This is a genomic window from Nostoc punctiforme PCC 73102 (assembly GCF_000020025.1).
GTDB lineage: Bacteria > Cyanobacteriota > Cyanobacteriia > Cyanobacteriales > Nostocaceae > Nostoc > Nostoc punctiforme.
This window is the reverse complement of the sequence record NC_010628.1, coordinates 2,924,419-2,945,140: the sequence shown is the minus strand read 5'-3', so window position 1 is coordinate 2,945,140 and position 20,722 is coordinate 2,924,419. Positions and strand designations below refer to the sequence as shown.

Genomic DNA, 20,722 nt, shown 5'->3' with positions numbered 1-20,722 from the left:
GCTTCTTTTGAAAGAGGTTATGCTATTTCAAAGTTTCAGACTTGTTAAAATATAAAAATATTAGAAAAAATTATTAATTTAAAAAATTTGTTTATAACGTTAAATTTGTAAATATATATAGAATTCAAGTGATAATAATTTGGGCGTGCTAAAAACTAGGCATATCCCAGATAAACAAAATATCATAAGTAGGTTGGCACAATAAAATCAAACTATGTAAAGAAAAATAAACTAGGCTAAAACCCTTATACCTATTGCCTATTGCCAACAACAATTATTTACGCCCACTTACTTAGATTTAGTTTGGATAGTTAGAACATAATCGAAATAGTGTTAAAAACAGAAATAGTTTAAATATTTGCCTGGAATAATGTTTAACCGTTTGAAGATTGGAACCAAAATTGGAGTAAGTTTTGCCCTGAGTTTGGCAACTCTGACCACCATTGGTCTGATCTCCTACCAAAGCACCAACGATCTAATTGAAACTTCGCGCAAAGAAACCCATACCTACCAGGTACTAAGTCAGCTTGAAGACCTGAATCTGCAACTGACAAATGCTGAAACTGGGCAACGCGGTTACATTATTACGGGCGAACAGCGCTATTTAGAACCTTATAACGCTGCGATTCAATTACTGAATCAAAAATTCAAGGAACTTCAAAAGTTAACAGCAGATAACCCCAATCAACAAAATCGTCTTGATATTTTGCAGCCACTACTAACTGAAAGAATGGCTGTAATGAAAGATGTGATTGAGCTACGGCAAAGCGAGGGTTTAGAAGCTTCCCAGAAAGCTATCTTGACAGATCAGGGTAAGCAGCTGATGGATCAAATTCAGAAAGTTATCCAGGCGATGAAAACTGAGGAGAATGCACTGCTGAAACAGCGCTCTGAGAGAGCAAGAGCAGCTGGCCGGCAAACGATCGCCAGTATTATTTATAGTATTCCCTTATTTTCTTTAATCTTAGGTTTAATCGGATTTGCCTTAACCAGACATATCTCAGCACCTCTAAAGCAAGTTTCTGATTTAGCAGAAAAAATGGCGGATGGGGATCTATCGGTGAGTTTACCAGATAGCGATCGCTACGATGAAATTGGCGTGTTGACGCGCACCTTCAACCAGATGATCGTTAATCTGCGAAATACAACTCAAAAAAATGAAGAGCAAAACTGGTTAAAGTCTAACTTAGCTGAATTTACCCAGATGCTCCAAGGGCAGCGAAATCTAGAAACTGCGTCTAACTTGATACTGTCGAATTTAGCGCCACTGGTTGGGGCATCACAGGGCGTTTTCTATGCAATGGCCTCTATAGACGATCAACTAGTACTGAAGTTGTTGAGTAGTTATGCTTACAAAGAGCGAAAAAACTTAGCAAATCAGTTTCGCTTGGGTGAAGGATTGGTGGGACAATGCGCTCTAGAAAAACAAAGAATTCTCCTCACAGAAGTTCCTAGTGACTATATCCGCATCAGTTCCGGCTTGGGAGAAGCACCACCGCTAAATATTATTGTTTTGCCTATACTCTTTGAAACGCAGGTGAGTGCTGTAATTGAACTTGCCTCTTTTGGGTCTTTCAGCCATCTGCATCTGACATTTTTAGAGCAATTGAGTGAAAATCTAGGAGTATTTTTAAATAACATCGCTTCACAATTGCAAACCCAGCAACTACTTGAAGAGTCTGTTGCTTTAACAGAAGAACTGCAAACTCAGCAAGAAGAACTACAACAGAGCAATCAACGTCTAGAAGAACAGGCACACGAGTTAGAAGAATCACAATTTCTTGTCAAGCAGTCTAATGAAGAATTACAGCAATTAAATGAGGAGTTAGAAGAAAAGGCAGAACTTTTAGAAGTTCAAAACCGAGAAGTCGCTCGCAAGAACCAAGAAGTTGAGCGGGCGAGGAAGTCTTTGGAAGAAAAAGCTGAACAACTGGCTTTGTCTTCCAAATATAAGTCAGAATTTCTGGCGAATATGTCCCACGAATTACGGACACCCCTAAATAGCTTGTTAATTCTAGCCAGGCTGTTAGCAGATAATTCTCTTAACAACTTGACCGATAAACAGGTAGAGTACAGCCGGACTATTTACTCGGCTGGCACTGATTTGCTGGAATTGATCAATGACATTCTAGATTTAGCCAAAATTGAGTCGGGTACGATGTCGCTCGATATTGAGCAAATTGCTTTTGCAGATTTGGAGACATCTCTAGAGCAAACTTTCCGGCAAGTAGCGCACAATAAAGAACTCAGTTTTACTATTGAACTGGATAGTAAGTTACCCCCGACAATTTATAACGATTCTAAACGTCTGCAACAAGTACTGAAAAATCTCCTAGCTAACGCCTTTAAGTTTACTGAACGGGGAGGCGTGAAATTAGAAATTACTATGTCTTCTGACGCAGCCCAAATTGATAATCCGATGGTTGCTTTTGCAGTTAGCGACACGGGTATAGGCATTCCAGCCGAGAAACAGAAGGTTATTTTCGAGGCATTTCAGCAGGCTGATGGCACAACCAGCCGCAAGTATGGCGGCACTGGCTTGGGTTTGTCCATCAGCCGAGAATTGGCTCAACTGTTGGGAGGGAGAATTGAATTAGTCAGCAAACCAGGGCAGGGAAGCACCTTCACTCTCTACCTACCCAGACGACAGGAAAAGAATAGTCAAAGTACTTTTACACCGCCTCAGCCAATCACAATCCGCCAAGCATCGACTATCAAAGAAGTGCCTTTGGCAGAAAACAGACCCACAACTGTGGACATCTCTCCAACCGCGAAAGTACTTACCACCTTCCCCCACGAAATTCCAGATGACCGGGAAATAATTCAACCTGGCGATCGCATTTTGCTAATTATCGAGGATGATGAGAAATTCGCCCGCATCTTACTAGATATGGCTCGTGAGCAGGGTTTTAAGGCTATAGTTGCATTACAGAGCAAACAAGGTCTAGCACTCGCGCAACAGTTTAAGCCCGATGCAATTATGCTAGATATTTATATGCCAGAAATGGATGGTTGGACGGTGCTGGATCGTTTAAAGCATAAGCCAGATACTAGGCATATACCAGTACATATACTTTCCGTAGATGAAAGACAGCAACGGGGATTACAGCTAGGAGCAATTACTTACCTACAAAAACCTGTTTCTCCAGAAGCGCTAACTCAGGTATTGACTGATATTAAAGGTTTTATTGAGCGTCAGGTAAGAAATCTCCTCATCGTAGAAGACGATCCCGTACAAGCCCAAAGTATTATCGAATTGATTGGTAATGGTGATGTCCAGAGTACAGCAGTGGGTACGGGAGCAGAAGCGCTGTTGATTTTGCGATCGCAACACTTTGACTGTATGGTACTGGATCTTGGTCTGCCCGATATGAGCGGGTTTGCACTAATTGAGCAAATCAAGCAAGAACCCAGGCTGTTGAAACTGCCAATTATCGTTTATACCGGCAAAGAACTCAGCCGCCAAGAAGAAACCCAACTGCGGGGATTAGCAGAGACAATTATCATTAAAAATGTGCGATCGCCAGAGCGGTTATTAGACGAAACTGCCCTGTTTTTGCATCGAGTGCAAGCAAATTTGCCGCAACCAAAGCGTCAAATGCTAGAGCAACTACATCAAAATGACCCGGTGCTAGCTAATCGGAAAATTTTGATTGTAGATGATGACTTGCGGAATATTTTTGCCCTGACCAGCTTCTTAGAAAGCTATCAAATGCAAGTGCTGTTTGCCGAAAATGGCAGAGATGGCATAGAAAGACTGCAAACTAATCCTGACATTAATATAGTACTGATGGATATTATGATGCCGGAAATGGATGGTTACGAAACCACCCGCGCCATCCGCCAGCAACAACAGTTTCGCTCACTACCAATAATTGCTTTAACTGCTAAAGCTATGCCAGGCGATCGCGAAAAGTGCATCGAAGCTGGAGCTTCTGACTACATCACCAAACCTGTAGATACTGAGCAATTGCTTTCACTGCTCCGAGTTTGGCTGTATCGGTAAGGAGTCAACCCCTTCTCCTGCAAAGACGCTGCGCGAACGGGGAATTAAAAATTAAAAATTCTTGTTCCTATAAATAAATTTAGGGGACTGTATCATAAGTCTGTTTTGGTCATCTTTATTTATTAGCCTTTTCCAACAGGGCTTTTCCATACTCATTACATTTGCACATCAAAAAGGTCTTGTGCAGCGATTAGGGGTTTCGCCGACAAGGGACGTTAGTGTTGGCGTAATCACTAAAAGCAAAAGCCCACACTGCAACCGTTCAAGGAGCTAATGTGGGTAATTTATCCCTGTAACGGGAATGCAGTTAGCGGAACATACTACTAACTGAAGTATCTTCATGAATCCGCCAGATAGTTTCTCCTAAGAGATTAGCTACTGACAACACCACTAGTTGAGGAAAACGATTGTTTTCTGGTATGGGGATCGTATTGGTGACAATAACTTCCTCAAACAAACCACTGGATAATCGTTCCATCGCTGGTGGGGAAAATACCGCATGAGTTGCACAGGCATATACCTGACGCGCTCCTTCTTCACGCAGTAATCGCGCTCCTTCTGCGATCGTGCCGCCAGTGTCAATCATGTCATCCACCAACACTGCCGTTTTGCCTTTAACATCGCCGATGATATTTAACACTTCTGCAACATTATGTGCTTGACGACGCTTGTCAATAATCGCCAGGGGAGCATCATTTAATTTTTTGGCAAATGCTCTGGCTCTTGCTACACCGCCAACATCGGGGGAAACAACCACAAGGTCGGGCAATTCCTTGCTTGCTAGATAATCCAGCAATACTGGAGAACCATAAACATGGTCAAAGGGAATATCGAAATAGCCTTGAATTTGCGCCGAGTGTAAATCCATTGCTAGAACGCGGTTGGCACCTGCTTCGGTGATCAAGTTAGCAACCAGCTTGGCAGTTATAGACTCTCGTCCTGCCGTTTTGCGATCGGCACGAGCATAGCCATAGTAGGGAATTACTGCCGTCACCTGTCGCGCCGAAGCTCGACGACAGGCATCAACCATAATCAATAATTCCATCAAATGATCGTTTACGGGTTGACAGCATGGCTGAATTAAATAGACATCACAACCCCGAATTGATTCTTGGATTTGAACGTAAAGTTCTCCATCCGCAAATCTCTTGCGAATCATTGGCCCCAAGTCCATCCCGACATAACGAGCGACTTCTTGAGACAGCTGTAAATTGGCAGAGCCCGAAAACAGCCGCAAGCGATGATTATCAGTCATTCCTGTTGAAGATGCTTGCACTTTGAAAGTTGCAGAACTAAGAACAGCAGATCCTCTATTTGAATTCATAGCAATATTATCATTAGAGATTTAATAGATTTAACTGAGGAATAGCCTAAAAAAAACATCTGTGAGTTTTATTAAAGCTTCCATACAAAATTTAAGCATTTCTCCATAAAATTATCATTCGCTAACTGTCTAATTTTCTTTGTAAGCAAACCATTGATAGCTTAACTGATATCAAGTCTGTCCAGTAGATGTATAATTCAAATTTTTTAATTGAGACAAATAACCTCAAGCTATCAAAGATTGGTGTACTAGATTGCTTATTCTAAATACATCATTTATTACTGAGAGTAAAGTATTTATAACTTTAAGTGGTATTGAAGTTTGTTCTTAGACAAGGAGCATTTGCAACTAAGTGTTCAAGTTGTATCCTATTATATTCTACGATACTAGCAATAAATAAGTAAACTGGCAGATTTAATTTTAAGTTTTAATTCACACAATAAAATTCCAGAATAGTTGTATTTAAACAAACTCTCATAGGTGTGGTTTTCGTGCAAGGCTGACAGCGCCAAGCTGCGCTAATTTTTGTTCTCCTACCTCCTGCCTTCTGCCCTCTGCCTCGTGGACAGTTCCCAAAGTTGCATAAGACACTTGAAACGTGACTTTGCGTATACTCCTAACTGGGGGTATACCCATTAGGTAAGGTAGAATATCGCTGCATGTAACTGTGTCGCCTCTCGGACTTAATCTTGGTGGGTGACTTCCTCCTCAGTTGCTCCTACACTCAATCAATCGCTCATGCAACCACCCATTACAGTTGGCACTGTCTTGCAAAACCGTTACCGCATAATTCAAATTCTCGGACAAGGAGGATTTGGTAGAACCTATCTGGCAGAAGATCAGAGACGCTTTAACGAACTGTGCGCGATCAAGGAATTGATTTCAACAGCAACGGAGGCTTCGGCTTGGGAAAAGGCAAAGGAGCTTTTTCACCGAGAGGCTGCCATTTTATATCAAATCGAACATCCACAAGTGCCCAAATTTCGGGAAAGATTTGAGCAAGACCAACGCTTATTTTTGGTGGAGGACTATGTTGCAGGTCAAACCTACCGAGCTATGCTGGCTGAACGTCAAGCTGTTGCTAAAACCTTCACAGAGGCTGAAGTATTGCAGCTGATACAGTTGTTGTTGCCTGTTTTAGAGCATATTCACAGTCGAGGGATCATTCACCGAGATATCTCGCCAGAAAACATTATTTTGCGAGATAGTGACGCTAAACCTGTGTTAATTGACTTTGGGGTGGTAAAGGAACTAGCAACACGTTTGCGATCGCCAGAGAGTGCCATGCCCGAAACCACTGTGGGAAAATTAGGCTACTCTCCGAGCGAACAAATGCAAACAGGGGGAGCTTACCCTAGCAGTGACTTGTATGCATTAGCTGTGAGTGCGATTGTTTTGCTGACTGGTAAAGAACCAAGGGATCTATTTGATGAAAACCAACTAACTTGGAATTGGCAGCGATGGGTAAAAGTGAGTCCGCGATTTGCTCAAGTTTTGAATCGAATGTTGAATCATATACCGAGCGATCGCTATCAGAGTGCTGCTAGTGTATCTCAAGCACTACAACCTTTAGAACAAGTCAGTCTTCCTCCTCTGAATGCATCTAATTTGCAGACAATGGCTGTTGGTCGCCGTCCTGACTCAATACCACCAGCTTCACCGAAGAAACAACCCGATCCTGTAATTCCACCAACTCCCACTAGTTCAGTCTTGGATAATCCGTTAGCGATCGCGGCAATTGGCACTGCTGTAGTCTTTGTCGCCGGATTTGGTTCTTGGGCACTGGTAAGTTCAATCCGCAGTCAGCCGAAACCATCACCAACTGAAACGCTTCCACAAAATTTCCCTTCACCAGTTATTTCTGGCGGTACTACATTCACAGCTACACCCACACCCACCATTGAGCAACCTATTTCTAGGCGACTCAATTTGGGAGCAAATAATACAGCCACAGTTACAGATACTCTCAAAACAAATCAAATCATTCGGTATACTTTTTTTGGGCAGAAAGGTGACAAGTTAACTGCGTTGATTGACCCAACAAGCAGCGTATTGCTCACAGTTTTAAGTCCAAATGAACAACCGCTTGCTCAGAATACCCAGCCAATAACAGCTTATGAAGGCATATTGCTAGTTACTGGTAGATATACTATTGAGTTAACACTGGCTTCGGGAGTTGCCGAAAGCAATTACAACCTCAATGTTTCATTAGAAAAACCAGTCAAACCAATTCCCACCGAGACACCGATTCCCATTCCTACAGAGACACCGATCCCCATTCCCACAGAAACACCGATCCCCATTCCCACAGAAACACCGATCCCCATTCCTACAGAGACACCCCTCCCAATTCCTACAGAAACACCCTTCCCAATTCCCACTGAGATACCGATTCCAACTCCGACCACTGGTGAAACGCCAACCTTGCCGCCAGTTAATGAAACACAACCATTTTCTGGCCAAAGAAATTAATGTTAAACACACTACTGATTACTGGAACTGATACCGAAGCTGGCAAAACTGTTTTAACAACAGCCTTAGCAGCCTATTGGCAAAAATATTACCCACAACGTAGCTGGGGAATCATGAAACCGATTCAATCGGGGATTGGCGATCGCGAGTGGTATCAAAAGCTATTTGCGCTCGAACAATCCTCAGAGGAAATTACACCGCTATACTTTGAAGCACCTTTAGCCCCTCCCATCGCCGCCGCACGAGAAAATCGCCAAGTTGATTTAGCTCTTGTGTGGCAAGCTTTTTCTAAATTGCGATCGCAACGTGATTTTGTACTTGTAGAAGCCTTGGGAGGTTTAGGTTCGCCAGTAACTGACGAGTTAACCGTAGCTGATTTAGCGGGAGAATGGCGTTTACCAACGGTATTGGTAGTGCCTGTGAGATTGGGTGCGATCGCTCAAGCAGTGGCAAACGTCGCACTAGCTAGACAATCGCGCATCAATCTTAAAGGCATTGTTTTGAACTGCGTACAACCTCGAACAGATGCAGAAATAGCCGATTGGACACCACAGCAATTGATTAGATCGCTCACTAACACGCCAGTTTTAGGCTGCTTACCCTATTTAGATAATCTGACTGATTTAGATAAACTTGCTCAAATAGCGTCAGATTTAGATTGGGAAACACTGACACTTTGAATTGGGGATTGGTTATTAGAGAAAAAGTAGCGAATGTCCAATCACTTTTTACAACTGATACAGTCACAGTTTTGACATAACTTGGTAATGGCTTTGTCAATAAGACGTGCAATGGTAAGGAAAGATGAAATTAATCTAACTTTAGTGACACACAAGGCAGGATTTACCTGCCTTTTTTAATTTTTGGGACAAAAATAACACTTCATGAGTAAGTTTTATATGTGCGAAATATGACTAGTTAAAGACATTTTTAAAATAACCGAATGGTATTCTTTCGCTAATGGTACACTGCGCGAACACATGATATTTTGTATTTGTATTTAGATGTCATCCAAGTGCCATGTCTTAGTCACAGAAGCGTCACTAAGCTAAGTTACTTTGTCGGTATTTGATTAAAAGTAAATTATTCACGCCTGATATCATGATGCTTTCTTTTGTGGTAGCGAGTGCAGTCTGTGGCAACGGTAGTGAAGTGAATCTAGACTTTGCTAACTTTAGCTGGATTGACGTAATTATTTTAGGCGTCGTTCAGGGAATTACAGAACTATTACCAATTAGCAGTACTGCTCATTTGCGGATAGTACCAACTCTACTGGGACTGAAAGATCCGGGATCTGCTTTTTCAGCAGCAATGCAGTTAGCTAGCTTGACTGCTGTTTTAGTCTATTTTTGGCAAGACTTAAAAAAATTAACAGGAGAGACAGTTAGAGCAATTAGCGGACAAGACTATCAATCTAGTTCTTTGCAACTGATGTTGGGCTTATTGATAGGAACCTTGCCCATTGCTGTGGCTGGTGTGCTACTCAAACCCATTCTTAACGTTTGTAACTCACCAATGCGAGGGTTAGTAGTTATCGGTGTGGCTTCAATTATTATGTCAGGATTGCTAGCGATCGCAGAAAAACGCGGAGGACGCGATCGCACTTTTGACAACCTCACTCTCTGGGATGGCATTTGGGTAGGAGTTGCTCAAGCTTTTGCCCTGATCCCTGGCGTTTCTCGCTCTGGTTCTACCCTCACTGCTGGGTTATTTTTGGGTATGGAACGGGAAACATCAGCCCGATTTTCTTTTTTGTTGGGCTTACCAGCCGTCATTTTGGCAGGTGCTATAGAACTCCACACTCTTACGAAAGCAGGGTTGAGTACCGCTGGTTGGTTGACTTTGTTGGTAGGCTTAATTTCCGCCAGCATTTCCGCTTTTGCCGCAATTTGGGGACTCCTCCGCTACCTGGAAAAACGCAGTACCTGGATTTTTGTTTTTTACCGTTTTGTGATGGGTTTATTTTTGATAGTTGCTGTGATGGCTGGTTGGTTGCAGAATTGATTTTAACTGGTAGCCGCAGGCATCGCTCTTTGGAAAAAACTTTTTGGTTTACTGGTTAAGAATATTTTGATAATGATTCTTCGCTATTCCCTACGATAAACTAAGTTAGCTGTACTTAAACTAGCTTGTCTTCATAATGGTTTCTACCTTTCCCAATTCCTCTTCTGTTGATCTATCTCGCATCCGACTAGCAATTCGCTCATTGCAACCGCAATTAGTAGAGTGGCGGCGGCGATTGCATCAACAACCAGAGTTGGGTTTTCAAGAAAAACTGACTGCTGAGTTCGTATCACAAAAGTTACAAGAGTGGGGAGTTGAGCATCAGACTGGCATTGCTCACACTGGCATTGTTGCCACCATCAAGGGTAACAAATTAGGTGCAGAGAAAGTTTTAGCGATTCGGGCGGATATGGATGCTTTGCCAATCCAAGAACTTAACGAAGTGCCCTATAAATCGCAGCATGATGGGGTGATGCACGCTTGTGGACATGATGGACATACTGCGATCGCTTTAGGTACAGCTTACTATCTCCAGCAGCATCGCCAAGACTTCTCTGGGACTGTGAAAATTATCTTTCAGCCAGCAGAAGAATCACCAGGAGGCGCAAAGCCGATGATTGAAGCTGGAGTTCTGAAAAATCCTGATGTTGACGCGATTATTGGTTTGCACTTGTGGAATAATTTAGCCTTGGGAACAGTGGGTGTCCGTCCTGGGGCTTTGATGGCAGCTGTGGAGTGCTTTAACTGCACAATTTTGGGCAAAGGTGGACACGGCGCACTACCCCATCAAACTGTTGACTCTGTAGTAGTTGCTGCCCAAATTGTAAATGCCTTGCAAACCATTGTCGCCCGGAATCTGAATCCCATTGATTCAGCAGTGGTGACAGTGGGCGAACTTCATGCTGGAACCAAGCGGAATGTGATTGCTGATACAGCAAAAATGAGCGCTACTGTCAGATATTTTAATCCTAGTTTGAAAGGCTTTTTCAACCAGCGCGTCGAGCAGATTATTGCTGGAATTTGTCAAAGTCATGGTGCGAGTTATGACTTAGAATACTGGTCACTTTATCCACCAGTAATTAATGATATAAAGATGGCGGAATTGGTGCGAACTGTAGCAGAAGAAGTGGTAGAAACCCCGTTGGGTATTGTGCCCGAATGTCAAACTATGGCTGCTGAAGATATGTCATTTTTCTTGCAAGAGGTTCCTGGCTGTTATTTCTTTTTAGGTTCTGCGAATCCAGAGCAAGATTTGGCGTATCCCCATCATCATCCCCGATTTGATTTTGACGAAACCGCCTTGGGGATGGGTGTAGAGATATTTGTTAGATGCGTAGAGAGATTTTTTAGTTGAGTGGGTGTAAATTAGAGCGTTATCTTATGCTAGATTACCCGCTTTTGCCGACAGGGAATTTGAATAATAAACTCTGCACCCTGCCCAGGTGCAGAAATGCACTCTATTGTCCCGTGATGTTTGTCTACTACAATTTGATAAGTGATTGATAATCCTAAACCAGTACCTTGTCCCACAGGTTTAGTAGTGAAAAAAGGATCAAATATTTTTTGTCTGACACTATCACTCATACCAACCCCATTATCCCTAATGAAAATTGCGACTAAATCAGGATTGACTACTTGGGTACGAATAGCGATCGCATCATAATCACTCTTAATTTCCTCTGCTGTTTTTCCCTGATTTGACCTTTCTAAAGAATCAATCGCATTATTCAGAATATTCATAAATACCTGATTGAGTTGCCCAGCATAACATTCCACGTTTGGTAACTCACTATAATTTTTGATAATCTCAATTGCAGGCTTACCTGGTTTGGCTTGGAGACGGCTTTGCAAAATTAGTAACGTACTCTCAATTCCCTCATGAATATTAACAGGTTTCATGTCAGCCTCATCTAACCGAGAAAAATTACGCAATGTCAGCACAATTTCTCGAATGCGTTGCGTACCAATTTTCATCGAAGATAAAGTTTTAGGGATATCTTCTTTAATAAAATCAACATCTATATTCTCTAAAAAGTCTTCAATCTCTGGTGCTACATTGGGATAGAGATTTTGATAAATATTAATTAAACTAAGTAAATCCTGCGTGTAATTATTAATGTGCTCTAAGTTGCCATGAATAAAGCTTACAGGGTTATTAATTTCATGAGCAATACCAGCAATCATTTGCCCCAAGCTTGACATTTTCTCTGTTTGAATAAGCTGAGTTTGAGTTAATTTTAATTCATGCAGTGTTTGATTTAATCGCACATTTTTTTCATTTAGCTCCCTCGTTCTTTCCTCAATTTTGTCTTCTAAGTTGGCGTAGAGTCGGGCATTTTCTAAGGAAATAGCTGCTTGCGAAAATAGTATTTTTAAGACTTGTATTCTATCCGAAGTAAATGCTCCCACTGTTAAATTATTTTCTAAATAAAGTAACCCAATAAGTTTGCCTTGATTCACAATACAAGTACACATAAGAGATTTTATTTGATGCTCAACAATGTACGGGTCTATCGTAAAACTTCCTTCATTACTGGCATCAGATAAAACTACATCTTTTTTTGTTCTTGTGGCATAATTTATTACAGATATAGGCAAATTTTGAATATTTTCAACTGGTATTGATTGACCAACAATTAAATCATTTTGGTAGACATCAGCTTGAGCTTCAATAAATAATTTCCCTCCTTTCTGTAAAAGTAAAATACCAGTTTGAGCGCCAGCATTCTCAATTACAATTCTCATGAGCTTTTCTAACAAATTTTCCAATAAAATTACTTCTGATAAAGCTTGCGATGCTTTAATAACTGTAATGAAATCTAGTCCGCTTGACTTTTCATTAGCAGTAGAAGTAGTAATAGTATTACTTGTAAAGCCTACTTGAGAGTGAGCGGAAACCTTAGCAATTAATTCTGGGTATTTTAATTCCAGATCCTTAAATTTAGCACTTGCTCCCCAACGGCGATAACCATAATGTGCCTTTGTCATGTATAGTGAGGTAAATTCATTTCTTCCTAGACTGAGATAAAATTCTGCTGCACATTCATAAGCTAGCGCTTCTTCATGAATATATCCAAAATTATGAGCCCCTTGAATTGCGCGATCGTAGTATTCCATTGCTACTAACACTTGCCCTAAAACTCGTGCTTTTTCTGCCTCTACTAGATCGTATTTGTGCTGATTATTTACAGGTGCATGATCTGCCCAATCTTTTAATTGTTTTTGATTTTCTTCTACTATCTCCATAGCAGCTTTTATATCTGTTTCAGAAGTAGTCTTTAACAAGAAGGCTAACGATGCCAGAGAATAATAGAACTTATATTCACATAGATAAACAGTCCCACCAACTGCAACTTCATACTGTTGTGCTAATTGAGCATTTTTAACAGACTGGCTATAATCTTTAAAGAAATAACTTAAAATACTTTTGGCAAGATAAGTATAAAAAATAGCTGTAATATTTCCTGCCATCCTCTGCATTACTGATTCATTAAAACTATCACCTTCTAAGTAAGATTTATTATCCGGCCCTTGAACTAATTCGATTACCATTTGTTTTAAGATAAGCAAACAAATAGTAAAATGCTCTTGCTTTATCTTATGTGATAAATTAATATATTGTTCTAGTCTTTGTTCAACAGTATTTAAGTTTTCTCCAACCCAAAAAGGATGCCAACAAACTAATAATCCATTGTAACCCACATACTCAATATCCCCTGTATCTAAACCACTTTGAACACCATCTTGTAAAGGTTCTATAGTTGCTTTAATATGTTCTTTCCAATGTCTAACAAAAATATTAAATAGTGCATACACTTTAGATTTGATTTCTCTAGCGTTGAATTTATCTAAAATCTGCAAAGATAATTTACCAAATCTATAACCTGATTCAATCTCCTTAAGAGGCCCACATAAAATTAGCCCATAAAAACCATAGGCATAAGCTGCAAAAGATGAATTGCCATACTGCACACATAAATCAACCATCGTAAAAGCAATCAGTGGTAAAAGTGCAGGATCGGCTAAATAAGCGGGAGGCATAGCTGTCATTAGTATCCTCATAGCAGCTAGCTTATGAGCATCAGTCATTTCTGGCAAATTGACTAATTCTTCAACTTTTAACTCTGCTGGTGGAGTTTGAGATAAAGAAACTCCCAGCATCTCTAGCACCTGCAAATCTAAATCTAATGCTTCTCGCATTTGATTTTGAGCAACATAAAACTGAATTTTCTTCTCATATACTTTAACAGCATCAAGAATAGTTTTACTATTGGTTATAACACTGATAAATAATGATTCTGCTTGCTCAAAATTTGTATTTAAATAGTCCGCTTCTACGGTTTCTACATGAAGGTTAAGAGTTAATTCATAATGGGTTTGCCAACAATCAACTTCAAGTAAACTTAGACCTTGCCTCAAAAACTTTACAGCAGATTCGTAAGCAGCAGAATCCTTAGCTTTACGTCCAGAAATAAGATTTAACTTAGCTAATTTATATCTTTCTTCTGGAGAAATAATTAGTTCAATACCGATATTTAATTGGTTAACAATATCGAAGATTATTTCTTCTAGTAAACTTTCGTCTATATTCTTTAATAGCAGTCTACCAATATTTAAGTGAATCTCCTTTTTCTGCTCATTGGGTATCAAAGCATAAGCCGCTTGTTGCACCCGATCGTGAAGAAATTTATAATCAATTACAAAAATATCAACATAATCTAATAGATGTGGTAGTTTATAATTATCGCTTAAAGGTATAATTAAACCAGCTTGTAATGCTTCCCAAATCTCTAAAGCTGTGTCATTATGAGATTTTTCGTTAACACAAGAAAGTATATTTAAATTAAATCGATTGCCAATACACGCAGCTATTTTTAAAATATTCTGTGTAGTGTCTTTGAGCTTTTGAATTTTACCTATCATTAATTCAACAACATTCTCAGTAATTCCTAGCGTCTGAATGTGCTGAATGTCCCATTGCCATTGACCAGTGATAAAATCAAATAAAAGTAAATTTTCTTGATGAATGAACTTGAGTAATTGATTTATAAAGAATGGATTACCACCAGTTTTATTGAAAATCAATTTTGCTAATTCTTTGGAGTTCTCTAAACTAGATTTTAGAGTGTCGCTAACTAATTGACAAACATGAGTAATTTTCAGATTTTGACAGTGAACAATCTGGACAGGGCTACTATTTTTTTCAATTTCCTGCAAAACTAGCATTAAAGAATGGCTAGGATCAACTTCATTATCTCGATAAGCTCCTATGAGCAATAAATATTTAATTTCAGCATCTGTAGCCAATAACTGAATTAATTTTAATGAAGCTAAATCTGCCCATTGTAAATCATCTAAAAATACAACTAATGGATGTTCTTTTTGAGCAAACACATTGATAAACTTTTGAAAAACCAAGTTAAAGCGATTTTGTGCTTCTGCTGAAGCTAGTTGTGGTACTTCTGTTTGTTTACCAATAATCAGTTCTAGTTCAGGAATGACATCAATAATAATTTGAGCATTCGGAACTAAAGCCTCTAAAAGTCTTTCTTTCCAAGTAGATAACTGTGCTTCACTTTCTGTAAGTAATTGCTGCATTAACTCTTGAAATGCTTGAATCAGTGAAGCATAAGGAATATTGCGCTGAAATTGCTCAAATTTACCAGCAATAAAATAACCTCTGTTTTTGATAACAGGTTTATGAATTTCGTTAACTAATGCTGATTTACCAATACCTGAGTAACCTGCAACCAATAGTAATTCTTTATTTCCTTGATTAACTTTTTCAAAAGCATTCATTAAAATATCTATTTCTGCTTCTCGTCCATACAACTTTTCGGGAATTTGCAGTTGGCTAGAATGATCCTGCTGGCCAATAGAAAAGTTGGTTATAGAGTTAGTTTTCTCTAATTGATCGAGACAGGTTTCTAAATCCGCTTTAATCCCAAAAGCACTTTGATATCTTCCCTCAGCAGTTTTGCTGAGTAGCTTCATAATAATTGCAGAAATTACTTGAGGGATTTGTGGATTTAATTGTTCTACTGTTATGGGTTGTTTAGCAATATGACAATGAACTAACTCCATTGGATCGGTTGCTGAAAATGGTAACTGACCTGTGAGCATTTCATAAAAAGTTACACCCAACGAATAAAAGTCTGTACGGTAATCAACTGACCGATTCATTCTTCCCGTTTGCTCTGGAGACATATAGGCTAGAGTTCCTTCAAGCAAATCAGGATTGCTGAGTTTGGGTTTCTCTTGAAAAAGCAATGATGAGATAGAAAAATCAATTATTTTAACTTGATAGGTAACTAAATTAACAATAATGTTTTGTGGTTTAATATCTTTATGGATAATATAATTTTGGTGTAATTCACCTAAAGCTTGAGTAATTTGAATGCCTACATTAAGAAAATTTTGTAACTCTATTTTTTCTGTCTGAATACTTTTGTAGAGAGAAATTCCATCAAAATTTTCTAAAACAATAGCAAAACCATTGTTGTATTTTTCTAAACTATGAGCTTGAATAACTCCTAGGATATCTAAATTTTTGATTAGCTCATATTCATGTTTTAACGCTGCTATATCTCTTAGCTCAGGGTATTCTGTTTTTAAAAGTTTAATAACTACTATTTGACCATCTTGATTTCTCCTGGCTCGATAAACAGCAGTTTTTATTCCCTCATCAATTAATTCTATAATTTGGTAATTCGATAATACAATCATTGGTAATACTAATATTTTAATAAAATTTCAATGTTCCAACTAACGAGCCTATTATTCAGAGAATAATAAATACATTTTTAAAGTCTGTTATGGAACAAACATTAAAAATGTATCGATTTATCAAATAGTATAGGTTTTAACAACCTAAATAATGCTACTTTTTGTTGAGTTTGTCAAAATGCACCTCATTATAACCAAGAATCCCACTCACCAATAATTTCTTTGGTGTATTTTATATGGAAGCATTGATTTAGAATAGCTCGTGTTGCTTGCATTGCAGACATTACTGTCGCTTCCACACAACCGGAATTGTAACCGTTGTTAATCCAGTCGCCAGCTAGATAAAGGTTATCAAACCCAGATTCATCAGTTTTGAGTCGATGCTTGCTACTTCCAGGTACAGATAGTACATAGCGTTCTGATGGGTTAATGTTAACTCGCCAGTATTGAGCTTTAAAGCGTTCTACTCCCTGACGGTTTTGAAAATCTATTAATAAATCCCAATTCAAACCTTGGGGATTTTTTGGCTGAGTAGCATTAGGCCAAAGCTGTCCGATGTGATTGTTGAGGAAGTTAATTGCCTCTTGCTCTACTTTTTTTTGGGCTTTAGCTGGGAAATCATAAGCTGTGTGGGGAGGAATCCCTGGATCTGCAATTACACCAGTGAAATAAGCTGCATTGTAAGGATAATGATCGGAAGGCCAATTTTCTCGTTGTACTAACTCACTCATATCTGCATAGACATCAAGTGGTTCAACGTAAGCTCCTAGCACAGGGCTAGATTGTTGCCATCCTAATTGCGATAAGGTAGGCTTAAGCCATATTTGTCCGCCTTGAGTAGTTACTGTTTTGACTTGCGTTAACATCTCACTCCATTTTTGGTGAGCCGGATTTTTTTTAGCTTGGAGCAATTCACTGCAAATGGAGGGTAAGGCGGCTATAGAAATTCCCAGCAACACAATATCAAAATCATTACCTTTGGTGAGGGTAATTTTGTCTACATTCTGCCAAGGTGTCCAATATGACTCAAGGTTAATTTCTTGATCTTGAAGTTTTTGGGCTTCTTCATCGACAATCTGATCGTAGAGAGGTTCGCTAGGCCAACAACGAATGTCTTTAACTGCGATAAGCGGTTGATATTCTTGCTTTGGGTTTTTTAAATTTACTTGACGAGCTAAAGTGATACTGGCAATTGATTGCTGATTGTTATCCAGATGCAATTGCTTGATAACATGGAAGAACTCGAATTTCACACCACGACGCTTTAGCACTTCATATAGTGGAGTGATGACTACCTCTGCCATCCCTGATTGCATTTTCCACATGATTGCGCCATTGTATTTGAACAAGATAGTTGTGAGGACACGAATAGCTGTTCCGGCTGCTAGTTGAGGTTTATCGGTATTACCTTCTGGAAAACCATAAACTAAATCGTATAAGACGCGAATAAATGCTGATTTAACGCTTGATTCTCTAGCTCCGTGTTTTAGTAGCCAATCTCTGTAGTTGTACTCATCTAAACTATCTAGGGAACGAAAATCAATTATCTCATCCACAAACAAACCCCGGATGTTTGCTAATGCTAAATCAATGAGTGTTAAACGCCAAAACATATCAGGGTTTTGCCCAACCTTAGATTCAATCTGACGAATCAGCTGTTCTTTAAAACGGTCTATGAGCTTAAGAATTAACTTATGATGTTCGCGTCTGTGAGTTTTGGTATTTTTGGGCAGTGATTTAACTAGGTTGTAGGCAAGATTTAAGAAAACTTTTTCAGAAGTCAAATCTAGGTTTTGAAGGATATTACTAATAAATTCGTTGATATTGTTCAGCCATCCTCCCCAAAACATGGGTTGTTGGAGAAGTAACTGAATCAACTGGCTAGGAAACTGTAAGAGACTACTATCTGATAAAAATTCCATTACCTCCTTGCCTAATGCTATTTGTTTGGCAACAGATGTTGAAGAACTTTTGGTAGACTTTGACTGACTATAATCATCAATTACTGCGTAAGTCTGAATGACGAATTCAATGGTTGTGCAGATATGTTCCCAAAGAGAAGAAATGCCGCCACCTTCCCAAGGAACTAGAGAATTGGTAGGAAAATCAAAAGGCAGAGTTTTCCAATTTTTATTGATGTATTCTTCTAAGACGATGAGACTGTGAGGTTTGAATGCATCTTCTATGGTGCTGAAAGGCCCGTTACCACCTAGTTCGTCGTAGCATTGCTTGAGTAGACGAAAAGCATTTTCGTAGAATCCAAAAAAAATGTGCAGTCCGTGTTCTTCGATGCGATAGTCTGGTTCAGAATTGGGTGTATGGGGTTTAATGTTGCGTCCAGTTGCACATTTACCACCCAAACGCCAACCTGTTTGATAAATAGTAATATCGTAGAGACTATCCCATCCTGGTTGACTGGTTAATTCGTATGCAGTGGTTAGGGATGATATTCCACCGCCTAAAATAGCGATTTTTTTGGGCTTAAAGGTTTCAGACATATTTGTTTTTCCTGATAGGCATTAGTTGTGAAAGTTTGGGCGACTAGAAGTCTCGACTACACAGGCAAAACCTGTCTCCGCAGGTTAGTTAGTAAACCCTTGATTTTGCATTAGATAGATTTTGCTTGTGCAGTAAGAAATCATATTCGCCCAATGCTAATTTTTCTGTGGTGCTTGCCAAACGGCTTTCCCATCTTTGAGGGTGAAGTCGAAGTGCAGCACGAAACCAAGCTTTACGGGGATATTTACTGATTGGCTACCTGCGGGATAGCCTTTGTGTAGTCCTAAGTCTTGGACGATGGGTTGGCTAGCGAAATTATTGATTTTTAGTTGAAATTGATCGCCAAAACCATTGAAGCCAAAGAGTTTTCCGCCATAGAAGGTTTGTAGTTGCATGGGGGATTCAATCAGTGCTTGATAGCAGGCTTTTTTGCTGTTTTCTACGTCGCGAATTTGTTTGAGGGTAACGAGTGGGACGATTTTTTCTAGGAGATATTCGAGGAAATTGAAGGGTAACTGTAAGCCAGGAATCAGAATTTCGTTATTGTCAAATAATAAACTAGCGATCGCTCTTGCTGCTTCTTCAAAGGTGTCCCATGTCTTGATAGCTGGATGTTTCTCTCCTTTATTGATGCGTTGAACTTCCAGTAGGCGAGCATCTATAGATTGGCTTGTAGGAGAAAATTCTTTAAATACTAAGGTATCTACAGTAAATAAATCCGGTTCTTGATTTAATTCAGGGATCTGAAATAGGCCAAGTTCTTTAAAGAAGCCATAGACTTCTCTACCAGAAACTAGGATGGGAGAATTATTCACGTACACGTAAGGCATAAACCAAGCTAGGCGTTCGGCTATGAATAAAGGCCCGACTCTTTTACCTACCACTGTTAACATCCAAAAGATGGCTTCTTCTTCATGCACAGTTCCTTTGTCATAGTCGGGAGGATAGATGGAACTTAAAGAATCTATCTTGTTGAACGTCAGGACAAGATAGTTCATTGCTGGGCGATATTCAATCTCTCCGTTATTGGGATCGTTGAGATATTTATCACAGACCTCTTGCAACTTCGCCATTGAACCCTCAACGACAAAGCCATACATTTTTGTCCCTTTGATTTCATAAGGTTGGTTAAAAGCCTGTCCATCTGCCCGTTCTATATATTTGGGATATGGTGATTTGTTACCACCTCCGCAAAAGTAATTTTTGAAAAAACTATTCATATCTTGTTCCATATTTTTGCCTTTTACTGCTAAATCTTGGAACAATTGCTCCGGCTTTTGTTGCATTCTGGTAAAGTAATTCGTGAGTTTTTGGGGCTCTTGAAGTAGGGCCGTAAATTCACTAACAGCACCTAAAGCCGTATGGAAACTTGTTTGCATTGTCTGCAAAGGGTTGTTGGGGTTCATCGTATTTTGATAAGTGGCTTGGTTCTTTTTATATCAGTCTAGTTGCTTAATCATATATACAGAGAGATGAGAATATTAGATACCTCTCTGTTTCTGTACTATTGTGTCAAAGGAGTTTTAATTTGTCTTTATTAAAATTAGAAATTTTGAAAAAATGCTTAAAAATGCTTATATAAGTGCGTTTTAAGCTTTTCTGTTGTGCGGGGAAGCTGTGAATAATCATGGTTTTGTCCATAAATTTGGCTACATAGAGAATCTAAATGTTTTGGTAGGTTCAGCTTTTGT

9 protein-coding genes are annotated in these 20,722 nt (G+C 39.4%); 5 read left to right on the top strand and 4 right to left on the bottom strand.

Annotated elements, in window-relative coordinates; translation table 11 throughout:
- Positions 1 to 370: 370 nt before the first annotated feature.
- Positions 371 to 4,006, top strand: a complete 3,636-nt coding sequence (locus tag NPUN_RS11930) for a response regulator (protein ID WP_012408936.1) — start codon at positions 371 to 373, stop codon at positions 4,004 to 4,006.
- 307 nt (positions 4,007 to 4,313) lie between these two features.
- Here NPUN_RS11930 and NPUN_RS11925 read toward each other — a convergent pair whose 3' ends face one another.
- Positions 4,314 to 5,330, bottom strand: coding sequence for a ribose-phosphate pyrophosphokinase (locus NPUN_RS11925; protein ID WP_012408935.1), 1,017 nt, complete (start codon positions 5,328 to 5,330; stop codon positions 4,314 to 4,316).
- A gap of 738 nt (positions 5,331 to 6,068) precedes the next feature.
- Between NPUN_RS11925 and NPUN_RS11920 the strand changes: the two genes are divergently transcribed.
- The 4 genes from NPUN_RS11920 (at position 6,069) to NPUN_RS11905 (ending at position 11,160) form a co-directional block, all read left to right on the top strand.
- Positions 6,069 to 7,802 carry a serine/threonine-protein kinase gene (locus NPUN_RS11920; protein WP_012408934.1) on the top strand — a complete coding sequence of 578 codons (1,734 nt, stop codon included), beginning with the start codon at positions 6,069 to 6,071 and terminating at the stop codon, positions 7,800 to 7,802.
- Entirely contained in the window at positions 7,802 to 8,482 is a 681-nt protein-coding gene (gene bioD, locus NPUN_RS11915; protein WP_012408933.1) for a dethiobiotin synthase, read from the top strand. Before NPUN_RS11920 ends, bioD begins: the two co-directional genes overlap by 1 nt.
- 421 nt (positions 8,483 to 8,903) lie before the next feature.
- On the top strand, positions 8,904 to 9,806 hold the full coding sequence (locus NPUN_RS11910; RefSeq protein ID WP_012408932.1) for an undecaprenyl-diphosphate phosphatase: 903 nt from the start codon (positions 8,904 to 8,906) through the stop codon (positions 9,804 to 9,806).
- Between the two features lie 136 nt (positions 9,807 to 9,942).
- The gene (locus tag NPUN_RS11905; protein WP_012408931.1) at positions 9,943 to 11,160 is read left to right on the top strand and encodes a M20 family metallopeptidase; all 1,218 of its coding nucleotides are present in this window, start codon (positions 9,943 to 9,945) and stop codon (positions 11,158 to 11,160) included.
- A gap of 29 nt (positions 11,161 to 11,189) precedes the next feature.
- On the opposite strand, the gene NPUN_RS11900 is transcribed toward NPUN_RS11905, so the two are convergent.
- From NPUN_RS11900 to NPUN_RS11890, 3 genes are all read right to left on the bottom strand, one after another.
- The gene (locus NPUN_RS11900) at positions 11,190 to 16,532 is read right to left on the bottom strand and encodes a trifunctional serine/threonine-protein kinase/ATP-binding protein/sensor histidine kinase (protein ID WP_012408930.1); all 5,343 of its coding nucleotides are present in this window, start codon (positions 16,530 to 16,532) and stop codon (positions 11,190 to 11,192) included.
- Positions 16,533 to 16,720: 188 nt separating this feature from the next.
- The gene (locus NPUN_RS11895; protein WP_012408929.1) at positions 16,721 to 19,030 is read right to left on the bottom strand and encodes an NAD(P)-binding protein; all 2,310 of its coding nucleotides are present in this window, start codon (positions 19,028 to 19,030) and stop codon (positions 16,721 to 16,723) included.
- 156 nt (positions 19,031 to 19,186) lie between these two features.
- Positions 19,187 to 20,410: a hypothetical protein gene (locus NPUN_RS11890; RefSeq protein ID WP_234711095.1), complete on the bottom strand. Its 1,224-nt coding sequence runs from the start codon at positions 20,408 to 20,410 to the stop codon at positions 19,187 to 19,189.
- Positions 20,411 to 20,722 lie beyond the last annotated feature (312 nt).

Bases quoted from the DNA above. Each gene is read 5' to 3' on its own strand.
- NPUN_RS11905 (WP_012408931.1), top strand. From the start codon at position 9,943: ATGGTTTCTACCTTTCCCAATTCCTCTTCTGTTGATCTATCTCGCATC.
- bioD (WP_012408933.1), top strand. From the start codon at position 7,802: ATGTTAAACACACTACTGATTACTGGAACTGATACCGAAGCTGGCAAA.
- NPUN_RS11895 (WP_012408929.1), bottom strand. From the start codon at position 19,030: ATGTCTGAAACCTTTAAGCCCAAAAAAATCGCTATTTTAGGCGGTGGA.
- NPUN_RS11910 (WP_012408932.1), top strand. From the start codon at position 8,904: ATGATGCTTTCTTTTGTGGTAGCGAGTGCAGTCTGTGGCAACGGTAGT.
- NPUN_RS11890 (WP_234711095.1), bottom strand. From the start codon at position 20,410: ATGCAAACAAGTTTCCATACGGCTTTAGGTGCTGTTAGTGAATTTACG.
- NPUN_RS11930 (WP_012408936.1), top strand. From the start codon at position 371: ATGTTTAACCGTTTGAAGATTGGAACCAAAATTGGAGTAAGTTTTGCC.
- NPUN_RS11900 (WP_012408930.1), bottom strand. From the start codon at position 16,532: ATGATTGTATTATCGAATTACCAAATTATAGAATTAATTGATGAGGGA.
- NPUN_RS11920 (WP_012408934.1), top strand. From the start codon at position 6,069: ATGCAACCACCCATTACAGTTGGCACTGTCTTGCAAAACCGTTACCGC.
- NPUN_RS11925 (WP_012408935.1), bottom strand. From the start codon at position 5,330: ATGAATTCAAATAGAGGATCTGCTGTTCTTAGTTCTGCAACTTTCAAA.